At 73.7% G+C, this 19408-nt stretch carries 14 protein-coding genes; 8 read left to right on the top strand and 6 right to left on the bottom strand.

What is annotated here, in order from left to right; all coding sequences use genetic code 11:
* Positions 1–116 precede the first annotated feature (116 nt).
* Entirely contained in the window at positions 117–1085 is a 969-nt protein-coding gene (locus tag AB0G35_RS32350; protein ID WP_360956829.1) for a LuxR C-terminal-related transcriptional regulator, read from the top strand.
* Positions 1086–1127: 42 nt separating this feature from the next.
* On the opposite strand, the gene hppD is transcribed toward AB0G35_RS32350, so the two are convergent.
* From hppD to AB0G35_RS32335, 3 genes are read right to left on the bottom strand one after another with little or no spacing between them, the layout of a single operon-like run.
* On the bottom strand, positions 1128–2198 hold the full coding sequence (gene hppD / locus AB0G35_RS32345; RefSeq protein WP_360956827.1) for a 4-hydroxyphenylpyruvate dioxygenase: 1071 nt from the start codon (positions 2196–2198) through the stop codon (positions 1128–1130).
* Between the two features lie 17 nt (positions 2199–2215).
* Positions 2216–2440 (bottom strand): MbtH family protein, encoded by a 225-nt coding sequence (locus AB0G35_RS32340; protein ID WP_360956825.1) that lies wholly within the window; start codon positions 2438–2440, stop codon positions 2216–2218.
* Complete coding sequence (locus AB0G35_RS32335) at positions 2437–5628, bottom strand: amino acid adenylation domain-containing protein (protein WP_360956823.1); 3192 nt, start codon at positions 5626–5628, stop codon at positions 2437–2439. Before AB0G35_RS32335 ends, AB0G35_RS32340 begins: the two co-directional genes overlap by 4 nt.
* Positions 5629–5898: 270 nt before the next feature.
* Between AB0G35_RS32335 and AB0G35_RS32330 the strand changes: the two genes are divergently transcribed.
* From AB0G35_RS32330 to AB0G35_RS32305, 6 genes are all read left to right on the top strand, one after another.
* Positions 5899–10278: an amino acid adenylation domain-containing protein gene (locus AB0G35_RS32330; protein ID WP_360956821.1), complete on the top strand. Its 4380-nt coding sequence runs from the start codon at positions 5899–5901 to the stop codon at positions 10276–10278.
* A gap of 7 nt (positions 10279–10285) precedes the next feature.
* A complete protein-coding gene (gene mtnA, locus AB0G35_RS32325; protein ID WP_360956819.1) occupies positions 10286–12007 on the top strand; it encodes an S-methyl-5-thioribose-1-phosphate isomerase in 1722 nt (573 codons plus the stop codon).
* A complete protein-coding gene (locus AB0G35_RS32320; protein ID WP_360956817.1) occupies positions 12004–12594 on the top strand; it encodes a cupin in 591 nt (196 codons plus the stop codon). Before mtnA ends, AB0G35_RS32320 begins: the two co-directional genes overlap by 4 nt.
* Entirely contained in the window at positions 12591–13343 is a 753-nt protein-coding gene (mtnC, locus tag AB0G35_RS32315) for an acireductone synthase (protein ID WP_360956815.1), read from the top strand. The genes AB0G35_RS32320 and mtnC overlap by 4 nt, the downstream gene beginning before the upstream one ends.
* A gap of 33 nt (positions 13344–13376) precedes the next feature.
* Positions 13377–14222, top strand: a complete 846-nt coding sequence (locus AB0G35_RS32310) for an S-methyl-5'-thioadenosine phosphorylase (protein ID WP_360956813.1) — start codon at positions 13377–13379, stop codon at positions 14220–14222.
* A gap of 284 nt (positions 14223–14506) precedes the next feature.
* Complete coding sequence (locus tag AB0G35_RS32305; RefSeq protein ID WP_360956811.1) at positions 14507–15736, top strand: PP2C family protein-serine/threonine phosphatase; 1230 nt, start codon at positions 14507–14509, stop codon at positions 15734–15736.
* 257 nt (positions 15737–15993) lie between these two features.
* Here the strand turns inward: AB0G35_RS32305 and AB0G35_RS32300 are convergent, their stop codons facing one another.
* A complete protein-coding gene (locus tag AB0G35_RS32300; RefSeq protein WP_360956809.1) occupies positions 15994–16386 on the bottom strand; it encodes a cupin domain-containing protein in 393 nt (130 codons plus the stop codon).
* Between the two features lie 229 nt (positions 16387–16615).
* Here AB0G35_RS32300 and AB0G35_RS32295 point away from each other — a divergent pair, with 229 nt between their 5' ends.
* Positions 16616–17041, top strand: coding sequence for a MarR family transcriptional regulator (locus tag AB0G35_RS32295; protein WP_360956853.1), 426 nt, complete (start codon positions 16616–16618; stop codon positions 17039–17041).
* 737 nt (positions 17042–17778) lie between these two features.
* On the opposite strand, the gene AB0G35_RS32290 is transcribed toward AB0G35_RS32295, so the two are convergent.
* Both AB0G35_RS32290 and AB0G35_RS32285 read right to left on the bottom strand, forming a co-directional pair.
* Positions 17779–18333, bottom strand: coding sequence for a hypothetical protein (locus tag AB0G35_RS32290; protein WP_360956807.1), 555 nt, complete (start codon positions 18331–18333; stop codon positions 17779–17781).
* A 186-nt stretch (positions 18334–18519) separates the two neighbouring features.
* A complete protein-coding gene (locus AB0G35_RS32285) occupies positions 18520–19380 on the bottom strand; it encodes a hypothetical protein (protein ID WP_360956805.1) in 861 nt (286 codons plus the stop codon).
* Positions 19381–19408: the final 28 nt, after the last annotated feature.

The following is a 19408-nucleotide window of genomic DNA, read 5'->3' as shown; positions in this document are numbered from 1 at the left end:
GGCTCATCAAGATCATTGGACTGCGGACGGGGTGCACAAATGTAACCTGCATAGTTGTGAACGATGAAGAACTGGGTCGATGTCGGTGCAATGGGGGTGAATTACCCTCAGGTCGGGTGTGCGGCGATGCGCTGAGCTACTACCGCCTCATTCTCCGTGACGGAACGGCACGCCGGGAGACCGTCCCGCCGTGCCTGCGCGCACTCGGTCTCGTCGCCGACGACCCACGGACGCCCGGCGCCACCACCCCCGTTCCGCCCGAGGCGGCGGCGATCGCCGCGCTGCGCCCCATAGAAGAGGCGATCGCCGACCAGCAGCGCACCTACCGTTCCGTCCAGGCCACCCTGTCCGTCTTCACCAGGACCTACGACGACGCCAGGAAACGCGAACAGCCCACGCTCACCGTCCTCGACGGCGCCACCGTCATCAGCAACGCCCTGGAGGCCGCCGTGGACGGCTGCCGCGAGGAACTCCTCACCACCCAGCCGGGCGGCGGACGCCCGGCACACCTGCTCAGCGAGGCACTCGACCGGGACCTGCGGATGCTCGCCCGCGGCGTCCGGCAGCGGACGATCTACCAGCACACCGTCCGCTCGCACGCACCCACCCTGGCCTACATCGAGAAGGTCACCACCGCCGGGGCCGAAGTCCACACCCTGGTCGAGGTGTTCGAGCGGATGATCATCTGCGACCGGCAGGTGGCCTTCATCCCCACCTCCGAGGAGCGCAGCGACAGCGCCCTGCAGATCCGGCACCCCGCCCTGCTGCGCTTCCTCGCCGCGCTCTTCGACAGCGCCTGGTCCCGTTCGGTGCCGGTCGGACCGGGCGGCGTACCGGCCCGGTCCCCGCTGATCACCTCCGACGTCCAGCGGGCCATACTGCAGGCCGTGGTGTCCGGCGAGACCGACGACTCCATCGCCCGGCGGATGGGCATGAGCCGCCGCAGCGTCGCCAAGCACATCAGCCGGGTCTCCCGGCAACTGGGCAGCAACAGCCGCGCCCAACTCGGCTATCTGCTGGCCACCTCCGGCCTGCTCTGGCTGCCCGAGCCGCCCGGATTCCCCCCGCCGGAACGGAGCTTCTGACCACCCCGGGCGCGGGCCCTGCGGGCGCACCGGGCGGCGCCCTCACCGGTTCGCGTCCGACCGGTTCTCCTGCAACTCCACCGCCTCGTACAGCGCCTTGATGTTGCCGCTGCCGAACGTCCGGGCGCCGAGCCGCTCGATGACCTCGAAGAACAGCGTTCCCCGCGGGTGCGCGGACCGGGTGAAGATCTGCAGCAGCTGGCCGTCCTGGTCCTGGTCGACCAGCACGTTCAGGTCCCGCAGCTCGTCGACCGAGTGCCGGGCGAGCGTCAGCCGGCCCGGGATCATGTCGTAGTAGGTGCTGGGGGTGTCCAGGAAGCCGATGCCGCGTGCCGACAGCAGTCCCACCGAGCGGACGATGTCGTCCGACGCGAACGCGACGTGCTGCACGCCCGCGCCGCCGTGGGAGGTGAGGAACCGGTCGATCTGGCCCGGCTCGCGGCCGGTGTCCGGCTCTATCAGCGTCTGCGTGACGGTCCCGGCGTCGTTCTGCACCACGACCGAGTCCATCGCCTGCGCCCCGACGACGATGCGCTCGGTGAACACCGCGGCGAAGCCCAGGGCCCGTTCGTAGTACTCGACGGCCGGCCCCAGCCGCCCCGGCTCCAGGCACACCGCCAGGTGGTCGATCCCGTGCAGCCCGGTGGCCGACGGCCCGGGCACACCGCCCGGCGGTACCGGCCGCTGCACGAAGGTGTGCACCACGTCGCCGAACCCGGCGATCGAGGCGGTCACCACCCCGTCCCGCTCGGCCGGCCCGGCCACCGGTTCCGCGCCCCGCCGCACCGCCTCGGCGAACGCGGCCGCGGCGTCCGGCGCCCGCAGCGCGATGTCCCGGACCCCGTCACCGTGGTGCGCGACGTACCGGGCGGCCGGATGGCCGGCGTCCTGCGCCGCGGTCAGCACCAGCCGGATGCCGCCGGCGCCCACCGCCACCGTCCGCACACCGTCCTCCGCGGCACCGGAGACGCCGGGGGAGCGGTCCAGGACACCGAAGCCGTAGCGCGCGGTGAACGGCTCCGCGGCCGCCGCCAGGTCACCGACCGCGAAACCCAGGTGGTCCAGGCCGAGTTGGCGGAGCGGCCCGGCAGGGGCAGAGGTCGTCGCCGGCATCTCGTGCTCCACCGGGGTCAGCCCCTGCCGTCCTGCGCCGCGGCCATCGCCGCCACCAGGGAGGCCGGCCGCAGATCCGTCCAGTGCTCCTCGATGTACGCGCTGCACTCCGCCCGCCCGCGGTCGTCCAGCCGCACCTCCCAGCCCTGCGGGACCTCGGCGAACGACGGCCACAGGGAGTACTGGCCCTCGGCGTTGACCAGGACCTTGAACGTACCGTCCGCGTCGTCGAAGGGATTCATGGTGATGACCTTTCAGGAGGGTCGAGGGGGAGTGCGCCGAGCCGCCGGTCCGGGTCGGCGGCCACCTCGCGCAGCAGCCGGACGTACCGGCCCGCCAGCCGCTCCACGGTGGAACGGTCGAACAGCTCGGTGGCGTATTCCAGACTGACGTCCAGCGCGCCCGGCGCGCCGTCCGGCGCCGTACGGCTGACCAGGTCGAAGGCGAGGTCGAAGCGGGCCGCGCCGGAACCGGCCAGCCGCCACTCATGGGCGGTGCCGTCCAGCACCAGCGCCGACCCGGCGGTGTTCAGCAGCCCGAACGCGATCTGGAACACCGGGTGGTGGGACAGGCTCCGCGGCGGGTTGACCGCCTCCACCAGCAGGTCGAACGGCACGTCCTGGTGGGCGTACGCGGGGATCCACGCCTGCCGCACCCGGTGCAGCAGCTCACCGAACGGCGGATCGCCGGAGGTGTCGGTGCGCAGCACCACGGTGTTGACGAAGAACCCCACGAGATCGTCCAGCGCCTCGTCCGCGCGGCCCGCGGTCGGGGTCCCCACCACGATGTCCTCACCGCCGCCCAGCCGGGTCAGCAACCCGGCCAGCGCCGCCTGCAGCACCACGAACAGCGTGCAGCCGCTGGTCCTGGCCAGTTCGTCCAGCGCCCGGCGCAGCTCCGCCGGGATCACGAACTCCACCACGTCCCCGGCACCGCCGGCCACCTCCGGGCGGGGCCGGTCACCGGGCAGCGGCGTGCACTGAGGAATGCCGGCCAGCGCGGTGCGCCAGTGGGCCAGCGCCCGCGCGAGCGGGCTGTCCGGGTCGTCGCGGTCGCCGAGGACCCGGCGCTGCCAGGCCGCGTAGTCCCGGTACTGGACCGGCAGCGGCGGGAAGTCCGGTGCCGTGCCCGCGCGCCGGGCGGCGTAGGCCCGGGACAGATCGCGGAAGAACGGGGTGAAGGACCAGCCGTCGGCGGCGATGTGGTGCCACACCACCAGCAGCACGCTCTCCTGGCCGGTGCGGAACAGCGACAGCCGCAGCGGCAGCTCGCTCTCCAGGTCGAACGGGGCGCGGACGGCACGGGCCAGCAGCCCTGCCACCTCGGCCGGCCGGCAGTCGGTGACGGTCAGCCGGGGCCGGGCGTCGGCCGGGTCGAGGACCACCTGGTGGCAGGTCTCGCCGTCGGCGGGGAAGACCGTCCGCAGGCTCTCATGACGCTCTGTCACATCCGCCAGGGCGGCACGCAGCGCGTCGGCGTCCACCGGGTCGGGCAGCCGGAGGACCAGCGGGATGTGGTAGCCCGGGTCGGCGTCCCCCATCAGCTGGTACAGCAGCCACAACCGCCGCTGCCCGTGCGACAGTTCGGCGCGGCCCTCACGTGCTCCGGCCACCAGCGGCACCCGGGCCGCCGGTCCGGCCTGCCTGCGGCGCTCCAGCCGTTCCGCCAGCCCGGCCACCGTCGGCGCCGCGAACAGGTCCTCCAGACCCGGCCGGACGCCGAGCGCGGCGCCGATGCCCACCGCCGCGCGGGTCGCGGTCAGCGAGTGCCCACCCAGCGCGAAGAAGCTGTCGTCGATACCGACCCGGTCCACCCCCAGCACGTCCGCGAACACCCGGCACAGCAGCCGCTCGGTCTCGTCGCGCGGGCCCCGCCCGGCCCCCTCGAACACCGGCGCCGGCAGCGCCCGCACATCCAGCTTGCCGTTGTTGGTCAGCGGCAGCCGGTCCACCACCACACAGGCGGCGGGGACCATGTGCCCCGGCAGGGCCAGCCGCAGCCCGTCCAGCAGCCGGGCCGGCCAGCCGTCCCCGACCGTCCCGGCGGTGGCCGGAGGGGCCGGGACGACGTACCCGACCAGGTTCCTGCCACCGTGGTTGTCGGGCAGCGGAACGACCGCCGCCCGGGCGACGTCGTCCCGGCGGGTCAGCTGGTGCTCGATCTCCCCGAGCTCGATGCGGAAACCCCGCAGCTTGATCTGGTTGTCCTCGCGGCCGAAGTACTCCAGCAGCCCGTCCGTGCGGCGCCGCACCAGATCGCCGGTGCGGTACATCCGGCTGCCGTCCGCCGCGAACGGGTCCGCCACGAACCGGCCCGCGGTCAGCTCCGGCCGCCCCCAGTAGCCGCGCGCCACGCCCCGCCCGGCGAGATAGAGCTCACCCACCTCGCCCGGGCCGACCGGCCGCAGCCGCTCGTCCAGCACATGGGTGCGCACACCGGCCAGCGCCGAGCCGATCGGGACCGGCCCGTCGCCCACCTCCGTGACCAGGTGCCGGGTGGCGAAGACGGTCACCTCGGTCGGCCCGTACACATTGACCACCGACCCCGGGCCGGAGGCCGCCAGCGTCCGCGCCACCGCGCTGGGCGAGGCCACCTCGCCGCCCATCCACACCTGGCAGCCGTGCCCGAAGGCGTCCGGGGACTCCTCCGTCATCAGGTTGAACATCGACGGCGTGATGAACGTCGAGGTGATCCGCTCCGCGGCGAGGAGCCGCACCAGCGTGGCCGGGTCCAGCCGCCCCGGCGGCGCGACGACGACGGTGCCGCCGCGCAGCAGCGGCACCAGGATCTGGTACACCGACGCGTCGAACTCCAGCGGCGACTGCAGCAGCACCCGCGCGTCGATCCCGTCCCAGCACTCGTCCGCCGCGAACTCCACCACGTCCCGGTGGCTGATCGCCACGCCCTTCGGGCGGCCGGTCGAGCCCGACGTGTGGATGACGTACGCGAGTTGCTCCGGTAACACGGGCGGCGGGGGCGCCACGGGGTCCCCCGGCGCGCGGTCCAGCAGTTCCCCGAGGACCCGCACCTCCAGCCCGGCGGGACCGCCGGCGGGGTCCTCGGCGCAGCTCGCGCGCAGCGCCGCGGCCCGCGCCGCGGTGTCCACCAGCACCAGCCGGGTACCGCACTCGCCGATCACCGTCCGCAGCCGCGCGGCGGGGGAGCGGACGTCCAGCGGGGCGTAGGCGCCCCCCGCCTTCAGCGTGCCGAGCAGCGCGACCACGACGTCCGGGCCGCGCTCCATCAGGATGCCGATGCGGTCCTCGGGCCGGACGCCGCAACCGGCCAGGGCGCGGGCGAGGGCGGCACTGCGTTCGTCGAGAGCCCCGTAGGACAGCGCGGCACCGCCGCCGTGCCCGACCGCGGGCGCGTCCTTCCGCTCGCCCACCCGCGCGGCGAACACCGAAGTGATGGTGCGCGGTGCTTTCATGCTGCTCGGCGCTTCCGGCAAGCCGAATCCCCTTTCGGCGCGGACGAGTTGACCCGGATCGGCATGCGGCTTCCACCGCGCTCCGGCGACGGCGCTCGGCAACGTAGGTCGGCGTCGGAAGGGGTGTCAAGGAACCCGCGGTGTCCCGCCGGCGGGACACCGGACGTTGCTTGTGCGGATTCCCGGCGGCCGGTTGAATGACCGCCGCATCGCCTTTCCGCACATTCCTTTTGCATTTCCGGAAGAGCGCAATGGGATGAGGTCTTCCCGATGACACTGGACGGCACCGGCCCCGCACCGCACGGTCCGCGCGGCGCGCGCGAGGAGATCCTGCGCGGTCTGTTCGCGGAGGTCCTCGACACCCCCGACGTGACGGTCGACGACAACTTCTTCGCCCTGGGCGGGACCTCGATGCTCGCCGTCCGGCTGATCAACCGGATCCGGACGGTGCTCGGCGTCAAGATCGGGGTGCGGGCACTGTTCGGCGCCCAGACGGTCGCCGCACTCGCCGCCCACCTCGCCGCCGACGACCCCGCGCACCGGCCCGTGACCCGGGTCGTGCCCCGCCCGGAGTCCGTACCGCTCTCCTCCGGCCAGCGCGGCCTGTGGTTCCTGGACCGGCTGGCCGGCCCCGGCGCGACCTACAACATCCCGGTCGTCACCCGGATCACCGGCACTCTCGACCACCGTGCGCTGGCCGCCGCGCTCGGCGACGTCGTCACCCGCCACGAGGTGCTGCGGACCCTCTACGGCGAGCGGGACGGCGAGCCGACCCAGCGGGTACTGCCCGCCGACCAGGTGCGCCTCGACCTGCCGGCGACCGACCGCACCCCGGACGCCCTGCCCGCCGCGGTGGCCGCCGCCAGCGCCCACGTCTTCGACCTCACCACCGAACTCCCCCTGCACGCACGGCTGTTCAGGTCGGCGCCGGACCGGTGGGTGCTCGTCCTCGCACTGCACCACATCGCCTGCGACGGCTGGTCGGTGAGCCGGCTCGGCCGCGACCTGTCCACCGCGTACGCCGCCCGGCTGCACGGCCGGACGCCCGACTGGGAGCCGCTGCCCGTCCAGTACGCCGACTTCGCGCTCCAGCAACGGGCCGCACTCGACGAGGAGTCGGTGCCCAGCTCCCCGGTCGCCCGCGGCCTGGCCCACTGGCGCACCGCCCTGCGCGACCTGCCCGAGGAACTGCCGCTGCCCGCCGACCGCCCCCGCCCGGCCCGGGCCGGCACCGCCCACGGCACCCTGCGCCTCCCCGTCGGCGCCCCCACCCGCGCCGGCATCCGGCACCTCGCCCGGACCGGCCACGCCACCGAACTCATGGTCGTCCAGGCCGCGTTGGCTGCCCTGCTGACGCGGATGGGCGCGGGCACCGACATCCCGCTGGGCACCGTCGTGTCCGGCCGCACCGACGACACCCTCGACGACCTGATCGGCTTCTTCGTCAACACCCTGGTGCTGCGCACCGACACCTCCGGCGACCCCACCTTCGCCGACCTGCTGGCCCGGGTACGGGACACCGACCTGGCCGCCTTCAGCCACCAGGACCTGTCCTTCGACCGGCTCGTCGAGGAACTCCAGCCACCCCGCTCGCCCTCCCGGCACCCGCTGTTCCAGGTGATGCTCTCCTGGGCGTACGGCGGCGACCTCGGCCTGGAACTGCCCGGCGCCACCTGCGTCACCGACCGCGCCCAGGCCCAGGGCGCCAAGTTCGACCTGGAGTTCGCCTTCGACGAACGGCCCGAGCAGGACCTGCTGGAACTCTCCCTCACCTACCGCACCGCCCTCTTCGACGAGCCCACCGCCCAGGCCCTGGGCGAGCGGCTGCTCCGGCTGCTCGACCGGGCCGCGGCCGACCCGCAGCAGCGCCTCGGCGCCCTCGACCTGCTCTCCGCCGCCGAACACGAGCAGATCAGCCGCGGCTGGCAGGGCACCGTCCGGCCGTCCCCGCCCGGCACCGTCGTCGAGGCCTTCGACGCCCGGGCGGCCGCCGCACCCGACGCCCCCGCCGTCGTCCACGGCGACACCGCCCTGACCTACGCCGAACTCGCCCACCGGGCGGAGCGGTTGGCGCAGCGGCTGATCCGGGCCGGAGCGACCCCCGACACCGCCGTCCCGCTGCTCATGGAGCGCTCCGCCGACCTCCTGGTGGCCCAGCTCGCCGTCCTCAAGGCCGGCGCCGCCTGTCTGCCGCTGCAGCCCGCCCACCCGGAAGCCCGCCTCCGGGCGGCGCTGACGGAGGCCGGCAGCCCGCTACTGCTCGCGGACCCCGCGCTCCGGGACCACCCGGCGGCCACCGGGCACACCGTCCTGACCCCCGGCGCCCGCGCCACGGCGGACCGCGGCCGGCCCACCGCACCACCCGCCGTCCACCCCGACCACCTCGCCTACGTGATGTACACCTCCGGCTCGACCGGCGAGCCGAAGGGCATCGGCACCACCCACCAGGACGTCCTCGACCTGGCCCGCGACTCCTGCTGGGGCCTCGGCCCCGGCGACCGGGTGCTCTTCCACGCCCCGCACGCCTTCGACGCCTCCACCTACGAGATCTGGGTGACCCTGCTGAACGGCGGCTGCGTGGTCGTCGCACCCCCGGGCGCACTCGACGGGCCGGCCCTGACCCGGTTGATCAGCCGGCACCAGATCACCCACGTCCACCTGACCGCCGGCCTGTTCCGCACCGTCGCCGAGGACCACCCGCACTGCTTCGCGCCCGTCCGCGAGGTGCTGACCGGCGGCGACGCGGTCTCCGGACAGGCCGTCGACCGGGTACTGGCCGCCTGCCCCGATACCGCCGTCCGCGCCCTGTACGGCCCGACCGAAACCACCCTCTGCGTCACCCAGACGTCCTGGCAGCCCGGCGAACGGTCCGACGGCACCGTCCCGTTGGGCCGCCCCATGGACAACACCCGGGCCCACGTCCTGGACGAGGCGCTCCGCCCGGTCCCCGCCGGCGTCGTGGGCGAGCTGTACCTGGCCGGAGCGGGCCTGGCCCGCGGCTACACCGGTCGCGCCGCACTGACCGCCGAACGCTTCGTGGCCTGCCCGTACGGCGCCCCCGGCGAGCGGATGTACCGCACCGGCGACCTCGTCCGCCGGGACACCCGGGGCCGGCTGTTCTTCCTCGGCCGCGCCGACGACCAGGTCAAGATCCGCGGCTACCGGATCGAACCGGCCGAGGTCGAGGCGGCGCTCGCCGCCCTGCCCGGCGTCGGCCAGGCCACCGTCGCCGTCCACACCGACCCCGCCGGCGAGAAACTGCTGGCCGGCTACGTCGTGCCGGAACCGGACCGGCCCGCCCCCGACCCCGCCGCCCTGCGCGACCGACTCGCCGCCCGGCTGCCCGACTACATGGTGCCCGCCGCGCTCCTCACCCTGGACGCCCTCCCGCTGACCCCCAACGGCAAACTCGACCGCCGCGCGCTGCCCGCCCCGCACTTCGCCGCGGCCGAACACGGCCGGGCCCCGCGCGGCCCCCGCGAGGTCGTGCTGTGCCGCCTCTTCGGGGAGGTCCTCGGCCTGCCCCCGGTCGGCATCGACGACGGGTTCTTCGAACTCGGCGGCCACTCCCTGCTCGCCACCCGCCTGGTCCACCGGATCCGTTCCGTGCTCGGCGTCGAACTCGGCGTCCAGGACCTCTTCCGGGCCCCGACCGCGGCCGGACTGAGCGCCCTGCTGGACGCCGACGGCGCCGGCGCCGACCTCGGCGAGGTCCTCACCCTCCGCGCCGACGGCGACCTCCCGCCGGTCTTCCTGATCCCCGCCGCCAACGGCCTGAGCTGGGCCTACGCCCCCCTGCTGCGCCACGTCCCGGCCGGCCACCCGGTCCACGCCCTCCAGGACCCCCGGCTCACCGACGAGGACCCCGGCCCGCGCACCGTCGCCGACCTCGCCGCCGGCTACCTCGCCCGGATCCGCACCCTGTGCCCGCACGGCCCGTACGTCCTCGCCGGCTGGTCGTTCGGCGGCACCGTCGCCCAGCAGATCGCCGCCGACCTCGCGGCCCGGGGCGAACCGCCCACCCTGCTGGTCCTGCTCGACGCCTACCCCGGCGACGTCCTCGGCTGGGGCACCACCCTCGACCCGCACACCCTGGTGCCGCTCGCCCTGGACGGCATCACCGCCGAGCCGCCGGACGGCGCCGACCTGCCCCCGGCCACCGCCCTGCGCGACGCCCTGCGGGCCGCCGGCAGCGCCCTCGGCTCCCTCGACGAACGGACCGTCGGCCGGCTCGTCGAGGTCGCCCGGCACAACGTCCGGGCACTGGCCGAACACCGCCCGGTCCGCTACCCCGGACCGGTGCTCTGCTTCGACGCGGCGGCCGGCCACCACCCCGCCGGCCCCGCCTCCGAAAGCTGGCAGCCGCTCCTCGACGGCCGGGTGGACACCGTCGCCGTCCGCGCCGACCACACCGGCATCGTCACCGCCGCGGCCATGCCCGAGGTGGGCCCGGTCGTCGAGGCCGCCCTCAAGGCGGCGGCCCCACCGGACCGACCCGTGCCAGGCCCCGCCCACCCGCCGCAAGGAGGAGCATGTCCCGCCGCCGACACCCCACGGAGACCGGACCGCGGAAACGGCCCGGCAACACTGCCGCCATGCCCCCCAACTACCGTTCCCCCCAAGGAAATCCGGTCCGCACGGAAGCGGTGACAGGCCCGTGAACACCTACCAGCCCTCCCTCTACTGGGAAGACGGCACCCTCGTCACCATCGACCAGCGCGTCCTGCCGCACACCCACCGCCACCTACGGCTGCGCACCGTCGACGAGACCATCGAGGCCATCACCACCCTCGCCGTCCGCGGCGCCCCGGCCATCGGCCTGGCCGGCGCCCTCGGCGTGGCCCTCTCCACCCAGCGGCACCGCCGCCCCGACGGCAGCCTGGACGAACCGGCGGTACGCGCCGACGCCCGCCGCCTGGCGGCCGCCCGCCCCACCGCCGTCAACCTCGAATGGGCCGTCCACCGGGTCCTGGCCCGGCTCGGCGAGGGCCACCAGGCCGTCCTCGACGAGGGCCTGACCATGCTGCGGGAGGACGCCGAGGTGAACGGCGCGATGGTGCGCCGCGCCGCGGACCTCCTCGACGACCTGCTCCCGGACCGCCCGCTGCGGCTGCTCACCCACTGCAACACCGGTCGGCTGGCCACCACCGCGGTCGGCACCGCCCTCGGCGTGATCCTCGAACTCGCCGCCCGCGGCCGGGTCGCCGACGTCCTCGTCGACGAGACCCGCCCCCTCCTCCAGGGCGCCCGGCTCACCGCCTGGGAACTGCGCGAGGCGGGCGTGCCGCACCGGGTGTGCGTCGACTCCGCGGCCCCCGCCGCGATCGCCGCCGGACTGGTCGACTGCGTCCTGGTAGGCGCCGACCGGATAGCCGTCAACGGCGACGTCGCCAACAAGATAGGGACCTACGGCCTCGCGGTCGCCGCCGACCGCAGCCAGGTGCCCTTCCTCGTCATCGCCCCCGAATCCACCCGCGACCCCGCACTGCCCACCGGCGCCGGCATCACCATCGAGGAACGCGCCGCCGCCGAGGTCGTCGAGTTCGCCGGCACCCCCGTGGCGCCGGCCGGCACCGCCGCCTTCAACCCGGCCTTCGACGTCACCCCGGGCGAGCTGATCACCGCGATCGTCTCCGAGAGCCGGGTACAGCGCCCCCGCGAGACATCCGCGCCCCCTCCCGGCACCGACCTCCCCGACGACGGGCAGCTCGCCGCCGAGGTCGCCGCCCTGTCCCAGGCCCTGTACGCACGGGACTGGATGCCCGGCACCTCCGGCAACATCTCGGTCCGCTCCGCCACCGACCCCAAGACCGCGCTGATCACCGCCAGCGGCCGGGACAAGGGCGAACTGACGGCCCGTGACCTGGTCGCCGTGCACGCCGAGACCGCCGACCCGCTCGCCTCCGACGGCCCCCGGCCGTCCGCAGAAACCGCCGTCCACGCGGCGGTCTACCGCAGCACCGACGCCCGGGCCGTGATCCACGTGCACGCCCCCTACGCCACCGCGGTGGCTGGCCGCTGGGCCCGCGAGACGGCCGCTGCCGGCACCGGCCCGGGCCCGTCCCTCCTCCCGCTCCGCGCCTTCGAACTCCTCAAGGGCCTCGGCCTCGCCGACCCGTCGGCCACCGACGTGCCCGTCTTCCCCAACCACGCGGAGGTCGGGAGGATAGCCACCGAGGTGGCGGACCACCTCCAGGGCCGGCCGGAGGCACCGCCCGCGCTGCTCATCGCCGACCACGGCATCACCGTCTGGGGCCGCGACCTGGCCCAGGCGCGCAACCGGCTGGAGTGCCTGGAGGCGATCTGCCGGCTCGTCCTGCTCGACGACGGCAACTGGCCGGCCCGGCCCGCCCCGACACCGGAAGGAAACCCCGTATGACACTCCTTCAGCTGATGCCGGACGACGCACCGGACACCGTGCTGCTGCGCACCACCGACACCGCGGCGATCGCCGGGACCCTCACCGACCACGGCGTCGAACTGCGCCACTGGCCCCTCCGCGGCCCGGTCACGCCCCAGGACGACAGCGACGAGATCCTGGGGCGCTACCGCGCGGAGGTCGACGAACTCAGCGCCCGCGAGGGCTTCCGCGTGGTCGACGTGGCACGGCTGCACCCCAGCGACGACCCCGCCTGGGCCGAGCGGGCCGCGAAGGCCCGCACCACCTTCCTGGAGGAACACCGCCACGCCGAGAACGAGGTCCGCTTCTTCGCACACGGCCGGGGCTGCTTCTACCTCCACCTCGACGACAAGGTCTTCGCCACCGTCTGCGAAGCGGGCGACCTGCTCTCCGTACCGGCCGGCACCCGCCACTGGTTCGACATGGGCACCCGCCCCGACTTCACCGCCCTCCGCTTCTTCGAGGAGGAGGACGGCTGGGTCGGCGACTTCACCGGCGACCCGCTCGCCCGCTCCTTCCCCACCCTCGACGCCCTCGTCGGCACGCCCGAACCGGCGGCCCCGTGACCGACCGGCCCGCCCCCGACACCCCGCCCCGCGCCCCGGCCACCGCCCCCGTCAGCGCCGTCGTCCTCGACATCGAGGGCACCACCGGCTCGGCCGACCACGTCCACACCGTGCTCTTCCCCTACGCCCGCAAGCGGATCACCGGCTGGCTCGCCGCCCACCGCGGCGAGCCCCGCTGGACCGAGATCCTCGACGGCGTCCGCACCGGGACCGGCACCCCCGACCTCGACGAGGCGGGCGCGGCCGAAGCCCTGCACGCCTGGGCCGACGCCGACGTCAAGGCCGCCCCGCTCAAGGCCCTCCAGGGCGAGATCTGGGCGGCCGGCTACGCCGACGGCACCCTGCACGGCCACGTCTACGACGACGTCCCCGACGCGCTCACCCGCTGGCGGACGGCCGGCATCGCCCGCCACATCTACTCCTCCGGATCGGTGCCCGCCCAGCGCAACTGGTTCGCGCACAGCAACCACGGCGACCTGACCGGCCTGATCGACGGATACTTCGACCTGACCACCGCCGGACCCAAACGGGAACCGGACTCCTACCGCACCATCAGCCGCACCTTGGCCGTACCGCCCGGGCAGACCCTCTTCCTCAGCGACGTCCGCGAGGAACTGGACGCCGCGGCCGCGGCCGGCTGGCAGACCGCGGCGGTCCGCCGCCCGGACGACCCCCGCGGCCGGTCCGTCGAGGGCCACCCCGTCCACGGCGACCTGACCGGGCTGCACCTCCCGCCCGCGGTCGCTTGAGCCACCTCCCGGCCCACCACCGAAACAGGACACATGACCACCACCGTCACCCCCGCCGGCCCCCCGACCGGCCCCGCCACCCCCGCCGCCGAACTCGCCGTCATCGGCGGCAGCGGCTTCTACGAACTCCTCGCCGACGCCGAACGGATCACCGTCGACACCCCCTACGGCGCACCGTCCGACGCGATCACCCTCAGCGAGATCGGCGGCCGCCGCGTCGCCTTCCTGCCCCGCCACGGCCGCGGCCACGCGGTACCCCCGCACCGCATCAACTACCGCGCCAACCTGTGGGCGCTGCGCTCCCTGGGCGTCCGCCAGATCCTCGCCCCCTGCGCGGTCGGCTCGCTCCGCCCCGAACTGGGCCCCGGCGCCGTCGTCGTCCCCGACCAGCTCGTGGACCGTACGAGCGGCCGCGCCCAGACCTACTACGAGCGGGGCGCGGTCCACGTCTCGTTCTCCGACCCCTACTGCGCGCACGGCCGGGAGGCGGCCCTGGAGGCGGCCGCCGCCACCGGCACCGAGGCCACCGACGGCGGCACCATGGTCGTCATCCAGGGACCCCGCTTCTCCACCCGCGCCGAATCCCAGTGGTACGCCGCGGCCGGCTGGTCCCTGGTCAACATGACCGGCCACCCCGAAGCGGTCCTCGCCCGCGAACTCGCCCTCTGCTACACCGCCGTGGCCCTGGTCACCGACCACGACGCGGGCATCGACGCCCACCAGAGCGTCTCCCAGGAAGAGGTCTTCAAGGTCTTCGCCCAGAACACCGAGCGGCTGCGCGGCCTCATCCTGGAAACCCTCGACCGCCTCCCCAAGGAACGCACCTGCGCCTGCCCGGCCACGCTCGCAGGCCTGGAACTGCCGATCGAACTGCCCTGAGCTGCGTGTGACGGCTGCGTGCGATGGCGGTGGGTGACGGCTGCGTGTGGCGGCGGTGGGTGACGGCGGTGTGTGGCGGCGGTGTGTGACGGCGGTGTGTGACGGCTGATGACGGCGGTGCGTGATGGCGGTGTGTGACGGCTGCGCGTGACGGTGCGTGTGGCGGCGGTGCGTGACATGCCGCAGGTGGCGTAATGGCCGGGCGGAGCCGTTCGGGCGCGCGACGCTGAAGGGCCTTGAGCACGGTCGACGGACCGTGCTCACGGTCGTGTCAGGAGCCCGTGGTGGACAGGTCGGGGATGGACGGTTCGGGGACGGACGGGTCGCCCCGCCCGGTCATGGAACGGAACCGCGGCGACCGCCGGCCGGGCCGCGGCCACCCGGCGCCCCGGCGCGCGGCGGTCGCGGAGAACAGCGGCTTCGAGGTCCCCCGCCCGCCGGCCTGGATGCGCTGGCTACCGGTCGCCTACGTCGCGATGGTCCTCCTGCTGGAAACCGTCACCCCCACCGAATGGGCGGTCAGCTTCCTGCTCATCGCCCTCCCCGTGGTCGCCGCCTACACCCTCGGCCCCGTCAGCGTCGCCGCGGTCACCGCCTTCACCCTCGCACTGGAAGGCGTGATCGCCGGCACCCCCTGCTGCACCGGCCACAACATCCACCAACTCTGGGAGAACCACTACGTCGCCGCCTACATCGCCACCGCCCTCGTCGGCATCCTCGGCGTCGCGCTGGCCGCCCACCGCCGGCGCCAGGAGCGGTACCTGGTCCGCGCCCACTCGGTGGCCGAGGCCCTGATGCGCACCCTGCTCCGGCCGGTCCCGCACCAGGTCGGGCACGTCCTCGCGGCCGGCCTCTACCGCTCCGGCGAGGTCGGCACCATGGTCGGCGGAGACCTCTACGACATCCGCGCCACCGAGACCCGCGAACGCGCCATCATCGGCGACGTCCGCGGCAAGGGCCTGCGGGCCGTCCGCACCGTCGCCGACATCCTCGGCAGCTTCCGCGAGGCCGCCTACGACCAGGGGGACCTGCTCGGCGTCGCGGCCAGGATGGAACGCCGACTGGTCCGCGAGGCCGCCGAACTCCGCGATGACGAACTCTTCGTCACCGCCGTCCTGGTCGAGTACGACGCGGCAGCCGGCGAGGTCACGATCGTCAACCACGGCCACATCGAACCGGTGCTGATCTCCGACGGCGAGGTGTCCCCCCTCCTCGGACCTCCCGCCCTCCCCCTCGGCCTGGGTGCCCTCGCCGACGTGACGCCCACCGCCTACACCCACCGCTTCGTCCCCGGCGACGTCCTGCTCCTCTGCACCGACGGCCTGATCGAGGCCCGCGACCACGACGGCGCCTTCTACCCCCTCCTCGACCGGCTCCGCCACCACTTCACCGGCCGCCCCGCCCCCGGCCCCGCCGACGTCGTCGACTTCCTCAACACCGACCTGCCCCGCCACACCCGGGTCTTCCACGACGACGTGGCAATCCTGGCGCTCGCACCGCAGGGGATGCGGTAGGGGTGGATGCCGTAGGGGGCCGGGGGCCGGGGGCCGGGGGCCGGGGGCCGGGGGCCGGGGGCCATGGGGCAGGGGGCCATGGGGGTGCGGTGGGGCAGGGGGCCGTGGGGGTGCCGTGGGGCGTGCGTGGGCGTGGGCGTGGGCGTGCGTGCGAGTGCTTGGGCCATGTCCCACCGTCTGCCACCCCAGATCACCGCCCAGATCACCGATCTAGCCACCCCTTGATCACCCCCTCATCACCCCCGATCACCCCCTAATCACTCCGCCCACGGCAACGCCCGGCTCTCCCCACCTCCCGGCACGGTGGCGCGGCCCGAGGCGGACATGGCCACCAGCGCCTCGGCCGGCTCCTCGCCCGTACGGAACTGCCGTACCACGCCGGCGGGTACCACCACGGTCTGCCCCGTGGCCACCGTCTCCGTGCGCCCACCGGCCGTCACCTCGATCGATCCGGCGGTCAGCATCCACACCTGCTCCCGGTCGATCACATGCTCCGGCCCGGCGCTCCCGGGCTCCATCCGCACCTGCCAGGTACTCAGTTCTGCACTGCCCCGGCTCGGCGCGGCAAGCCCGGTCATGACAGCGGCGGGGGTGGCGGTGACGTCCTCGGCCGACGGTGTAATCACACGCGCGATCAGGTTCACGTCCATAGGGCATCCCTTCAAAGGAGACAACAGCTCACAGAGACGGCAAGCAAGTAAAGCCGCTTTACTCGCGCCTTAGAGGGGTAAGTAAAGCAGCTTGACTCATCTGTGTCACCATGACTCCGTGCCCCGCAACCACGAACCCGCCCACCCCGCCACCCGCCCTCACGACGGCAACGACGCCGCATCCCCCATCGACCAACTCCCCAACATCGAGCTGACCTTCCTCCTCGGTATGGCCTTTCAGCTTCTCCTCGGCGAATTCACCGGCCGAGTGGCCGAGGCCGGCTATCCAGACCTCCGCCCCGTCCACGGCATGGCTTTCCAAGTCCTCCGCGGCCAGGGCGCCACCAGCAGCGAACTCGCCGAACGTCTGGGCGTCACCAAGCAGGCCGCCGGTCAGATCGTCGACGACCTGGAAAAGCGCGGCTACGTACGCCGGCAACCCCACCCGGCCGGCGGCCGACGCAAACTGGTTGTCCTCACCGACGCGGCACACCAGCACCTGGCGGTGGCCGGCCGCATCCTCCACGAACTGGAAGCCGAAGCCGCCCGAACCACCGACCACCAAGACCTCGCCCCCCTACGCACCGAACTGTCCCACCTCATCCGCGCCTTGCACCCCCACGACCCCCTCCCACCCCTCCGCCCGATCTGGTAACAACCCGCCCCATCGACCGCAGCCGCCCCCATGGGGTGAGAGAGCTGCCTCCATGGGGTGAGAGCAGCCGCACCCATGGGGTGAGAGCAGCCGCACCCATGGGGTGAGAGGCGACCCGACCGGGTGCATGACGGGCCACGGGGGTGAGAGCCCGGGCTCCAGGGCGGGGGCGGCCTCCGCTGCGTGGGGCGCTCCGCGGGGTGGGGGGCTCCGCGGTGTGGGGGGGCTCCGCCGGGGGATGACGGGGGCCAACGGCAGGCCGTCGAGCCCTACGCAGCGGGCGGCGGGCCCAGGGACGCGAGGACGGACCCATACGGCGGGATGGCGAGCACCACGGGCAGCACGGTGTCTGCGCCTTATGGCTCTGGCTGGCAGTTCTCAGGGGCGAAGCAGCGGACTCTATGGGGTGGGTTGATGGGCGCTACGGACGCTGCGGGCGCTACGGGCAAGGTGTTGGGCTCTACGGAATCGACTTGACGGCTCCCGCGGGCCAGCGCGGCGAGCTCATCGCACAGGTACAGCGGTCCTGCGTGGCGGGCGAGGGGGGCCTGCGACGGGACGAGGGGGCGCAACGGGACGACCGGCCTCCCCTTCCTGGCGGGGCAAGAGGGCCTGCGATGCCCACCGGGGCGGGCCCCCGGCCCCACCCTCCCCTCCACCCCGCACCACCCTCCCACCCTCCCACCGACCCACCGACCCGCCGGCCCACCGAGCACCACCGAGCCACGCCAGGCCGCCTAAGAGTCCCCTCCCCAAGCCTCCGTCCTCTGGTGCGCGTCGCGGGCCACGTCCACGAAGTTCGCCAGGGCTGCCCAGAACGGGCTGTAGGCGGCATCGAACGGGTCACGGCCGTCGCCGTCGTCGGCCAGCTCCTGCTGGACGGCCGCGTAGAACGGGCCGGTCGCCTTCTGGAGCGCCAGCGCCGCGGCAGCGGCGGACGGCGGGCCCTCCAGCTCAACGACACGCGCACAGCGTCGGATCTTGGCGTACTCGGCCACCTCCCTGTCATGCAGCTCAGTCAGCGTCGCCGTCCGGTCATCGGAACCGGGCAGCCGCAGCGCCGCCGAGATCTCCCAGTACAACTCGCCCATGCGATGGGTCTGTTCGATCAGCTCCAGATACGCGGTGCGCCGGCTCTCACGCAGCCGCTCGGCGCGTTGCGAGCGTGCGGCGATCTCCGCCTGGATCCGCGCCGCCTGCGCGCTGCCACGGCTGGTGACCCAACTGGCCAGCACCGCCGTGCCACCAGTTACTGCTGCGATTGCCAGAGTCCACAAGCTGCTGTCGCCCACCCGGCGCACAATACCCAGCCGCTGTCGCAGCCCATTGCCTGCCCAACACCCCCATCCCGTCCCGCACCTGGTCACCGCGCCAACGCGTGATAACCAGGCACTTGGTAACCAGACCCGCGCCTGATCACCACGCCGCCGGCCCGCCAACCGAACGTGACCCAGCCAACGGGCCAAACGAACGAACCCTTACGACGGGAACTCGCCCGGTGGCACCTCACTCGTGGTCGCATTGCCGCCGATCACCTTGTTCAAGGTGAACGTCAGCACTGTGTACTGCGTCCCACCGGAAACCTGGACGGTCCGGAAATTCGCCTTGTCGTCGAACTTCTCGAAACTGCATTCCCGAGTGAAAGAGCTCCTCCGGCTGTTCCAGTCCTCACCGGTGGTGAAGTACACCGTGTACGAGCCGCTGTTGACGCTACGTATGGTGGTGTTGGATCCCTTGCGTATGTAGACGGAGAAGGCCGTCCGTGTGCCCCGGGTCAACGTCACCACTGCATCACTACTCGTACCGTTTTTGATCGTCAGCCGGCCCAGCCCGCCCCGGCTGCTGTCGCGTATCAGCGCACCGTTGGCCAGCCGCCGGTGCTGTGCCTTTTCCGTACGAGGCAACCGCAGCGTGGCGTCATATCCCAGGCTGGTGAGCGCGTGGCTGGCTTCTCTCACGCTCTTCGGGCTCTCCGCCGTACCGAGTGTCACGCGGGGCGAGTCGGCACACCGACCTCCACTTCCGCGTGCGCTCCTTAGGTCCTGACTCAATGCGCGCAGTGAAGTGGCGAGTTGGCTGTTACCGGAAGTGGCGTTCTCCGGCGTCCGGGCGGTCACGAGGGCGTCCGCGGCCGCCTCGGCCCTGCTGGCCGCCGAATCCAGCGCTCGGGTCAGTGATCCTCCTTCCTCTGCCTGATCCACCGCGTGCAGGGCGCTGTTGAGCGGCCCCAGGGCGTTGGTGAGGGCGTGACGGTAGGACTCCGGGTCGACCGTCGGAGTGGGGGAGGAGCTGGGCGACGGCGCCGCATCGGCCGTCGATGAACCACCGGACGCACTCACCCCGCTCGATCCACCGGCCTCGCTTCCC

Source organism: Streptomyces sp. NPDC021749 (genome assembly GCF_040640655.1).
In the GTDB taxonomy this organism is placed as follows: domain Bacteria; phylum Actinomycetota; class Actinomycetes; order Streptomycetales; family Streptomycetaceae; genus Streptomyces.
The sequence above is the reverse complement of the archived record's forward strand: the minus strand, read 5'-3'. Positions and strand labels throughout refer to the sequence as shown.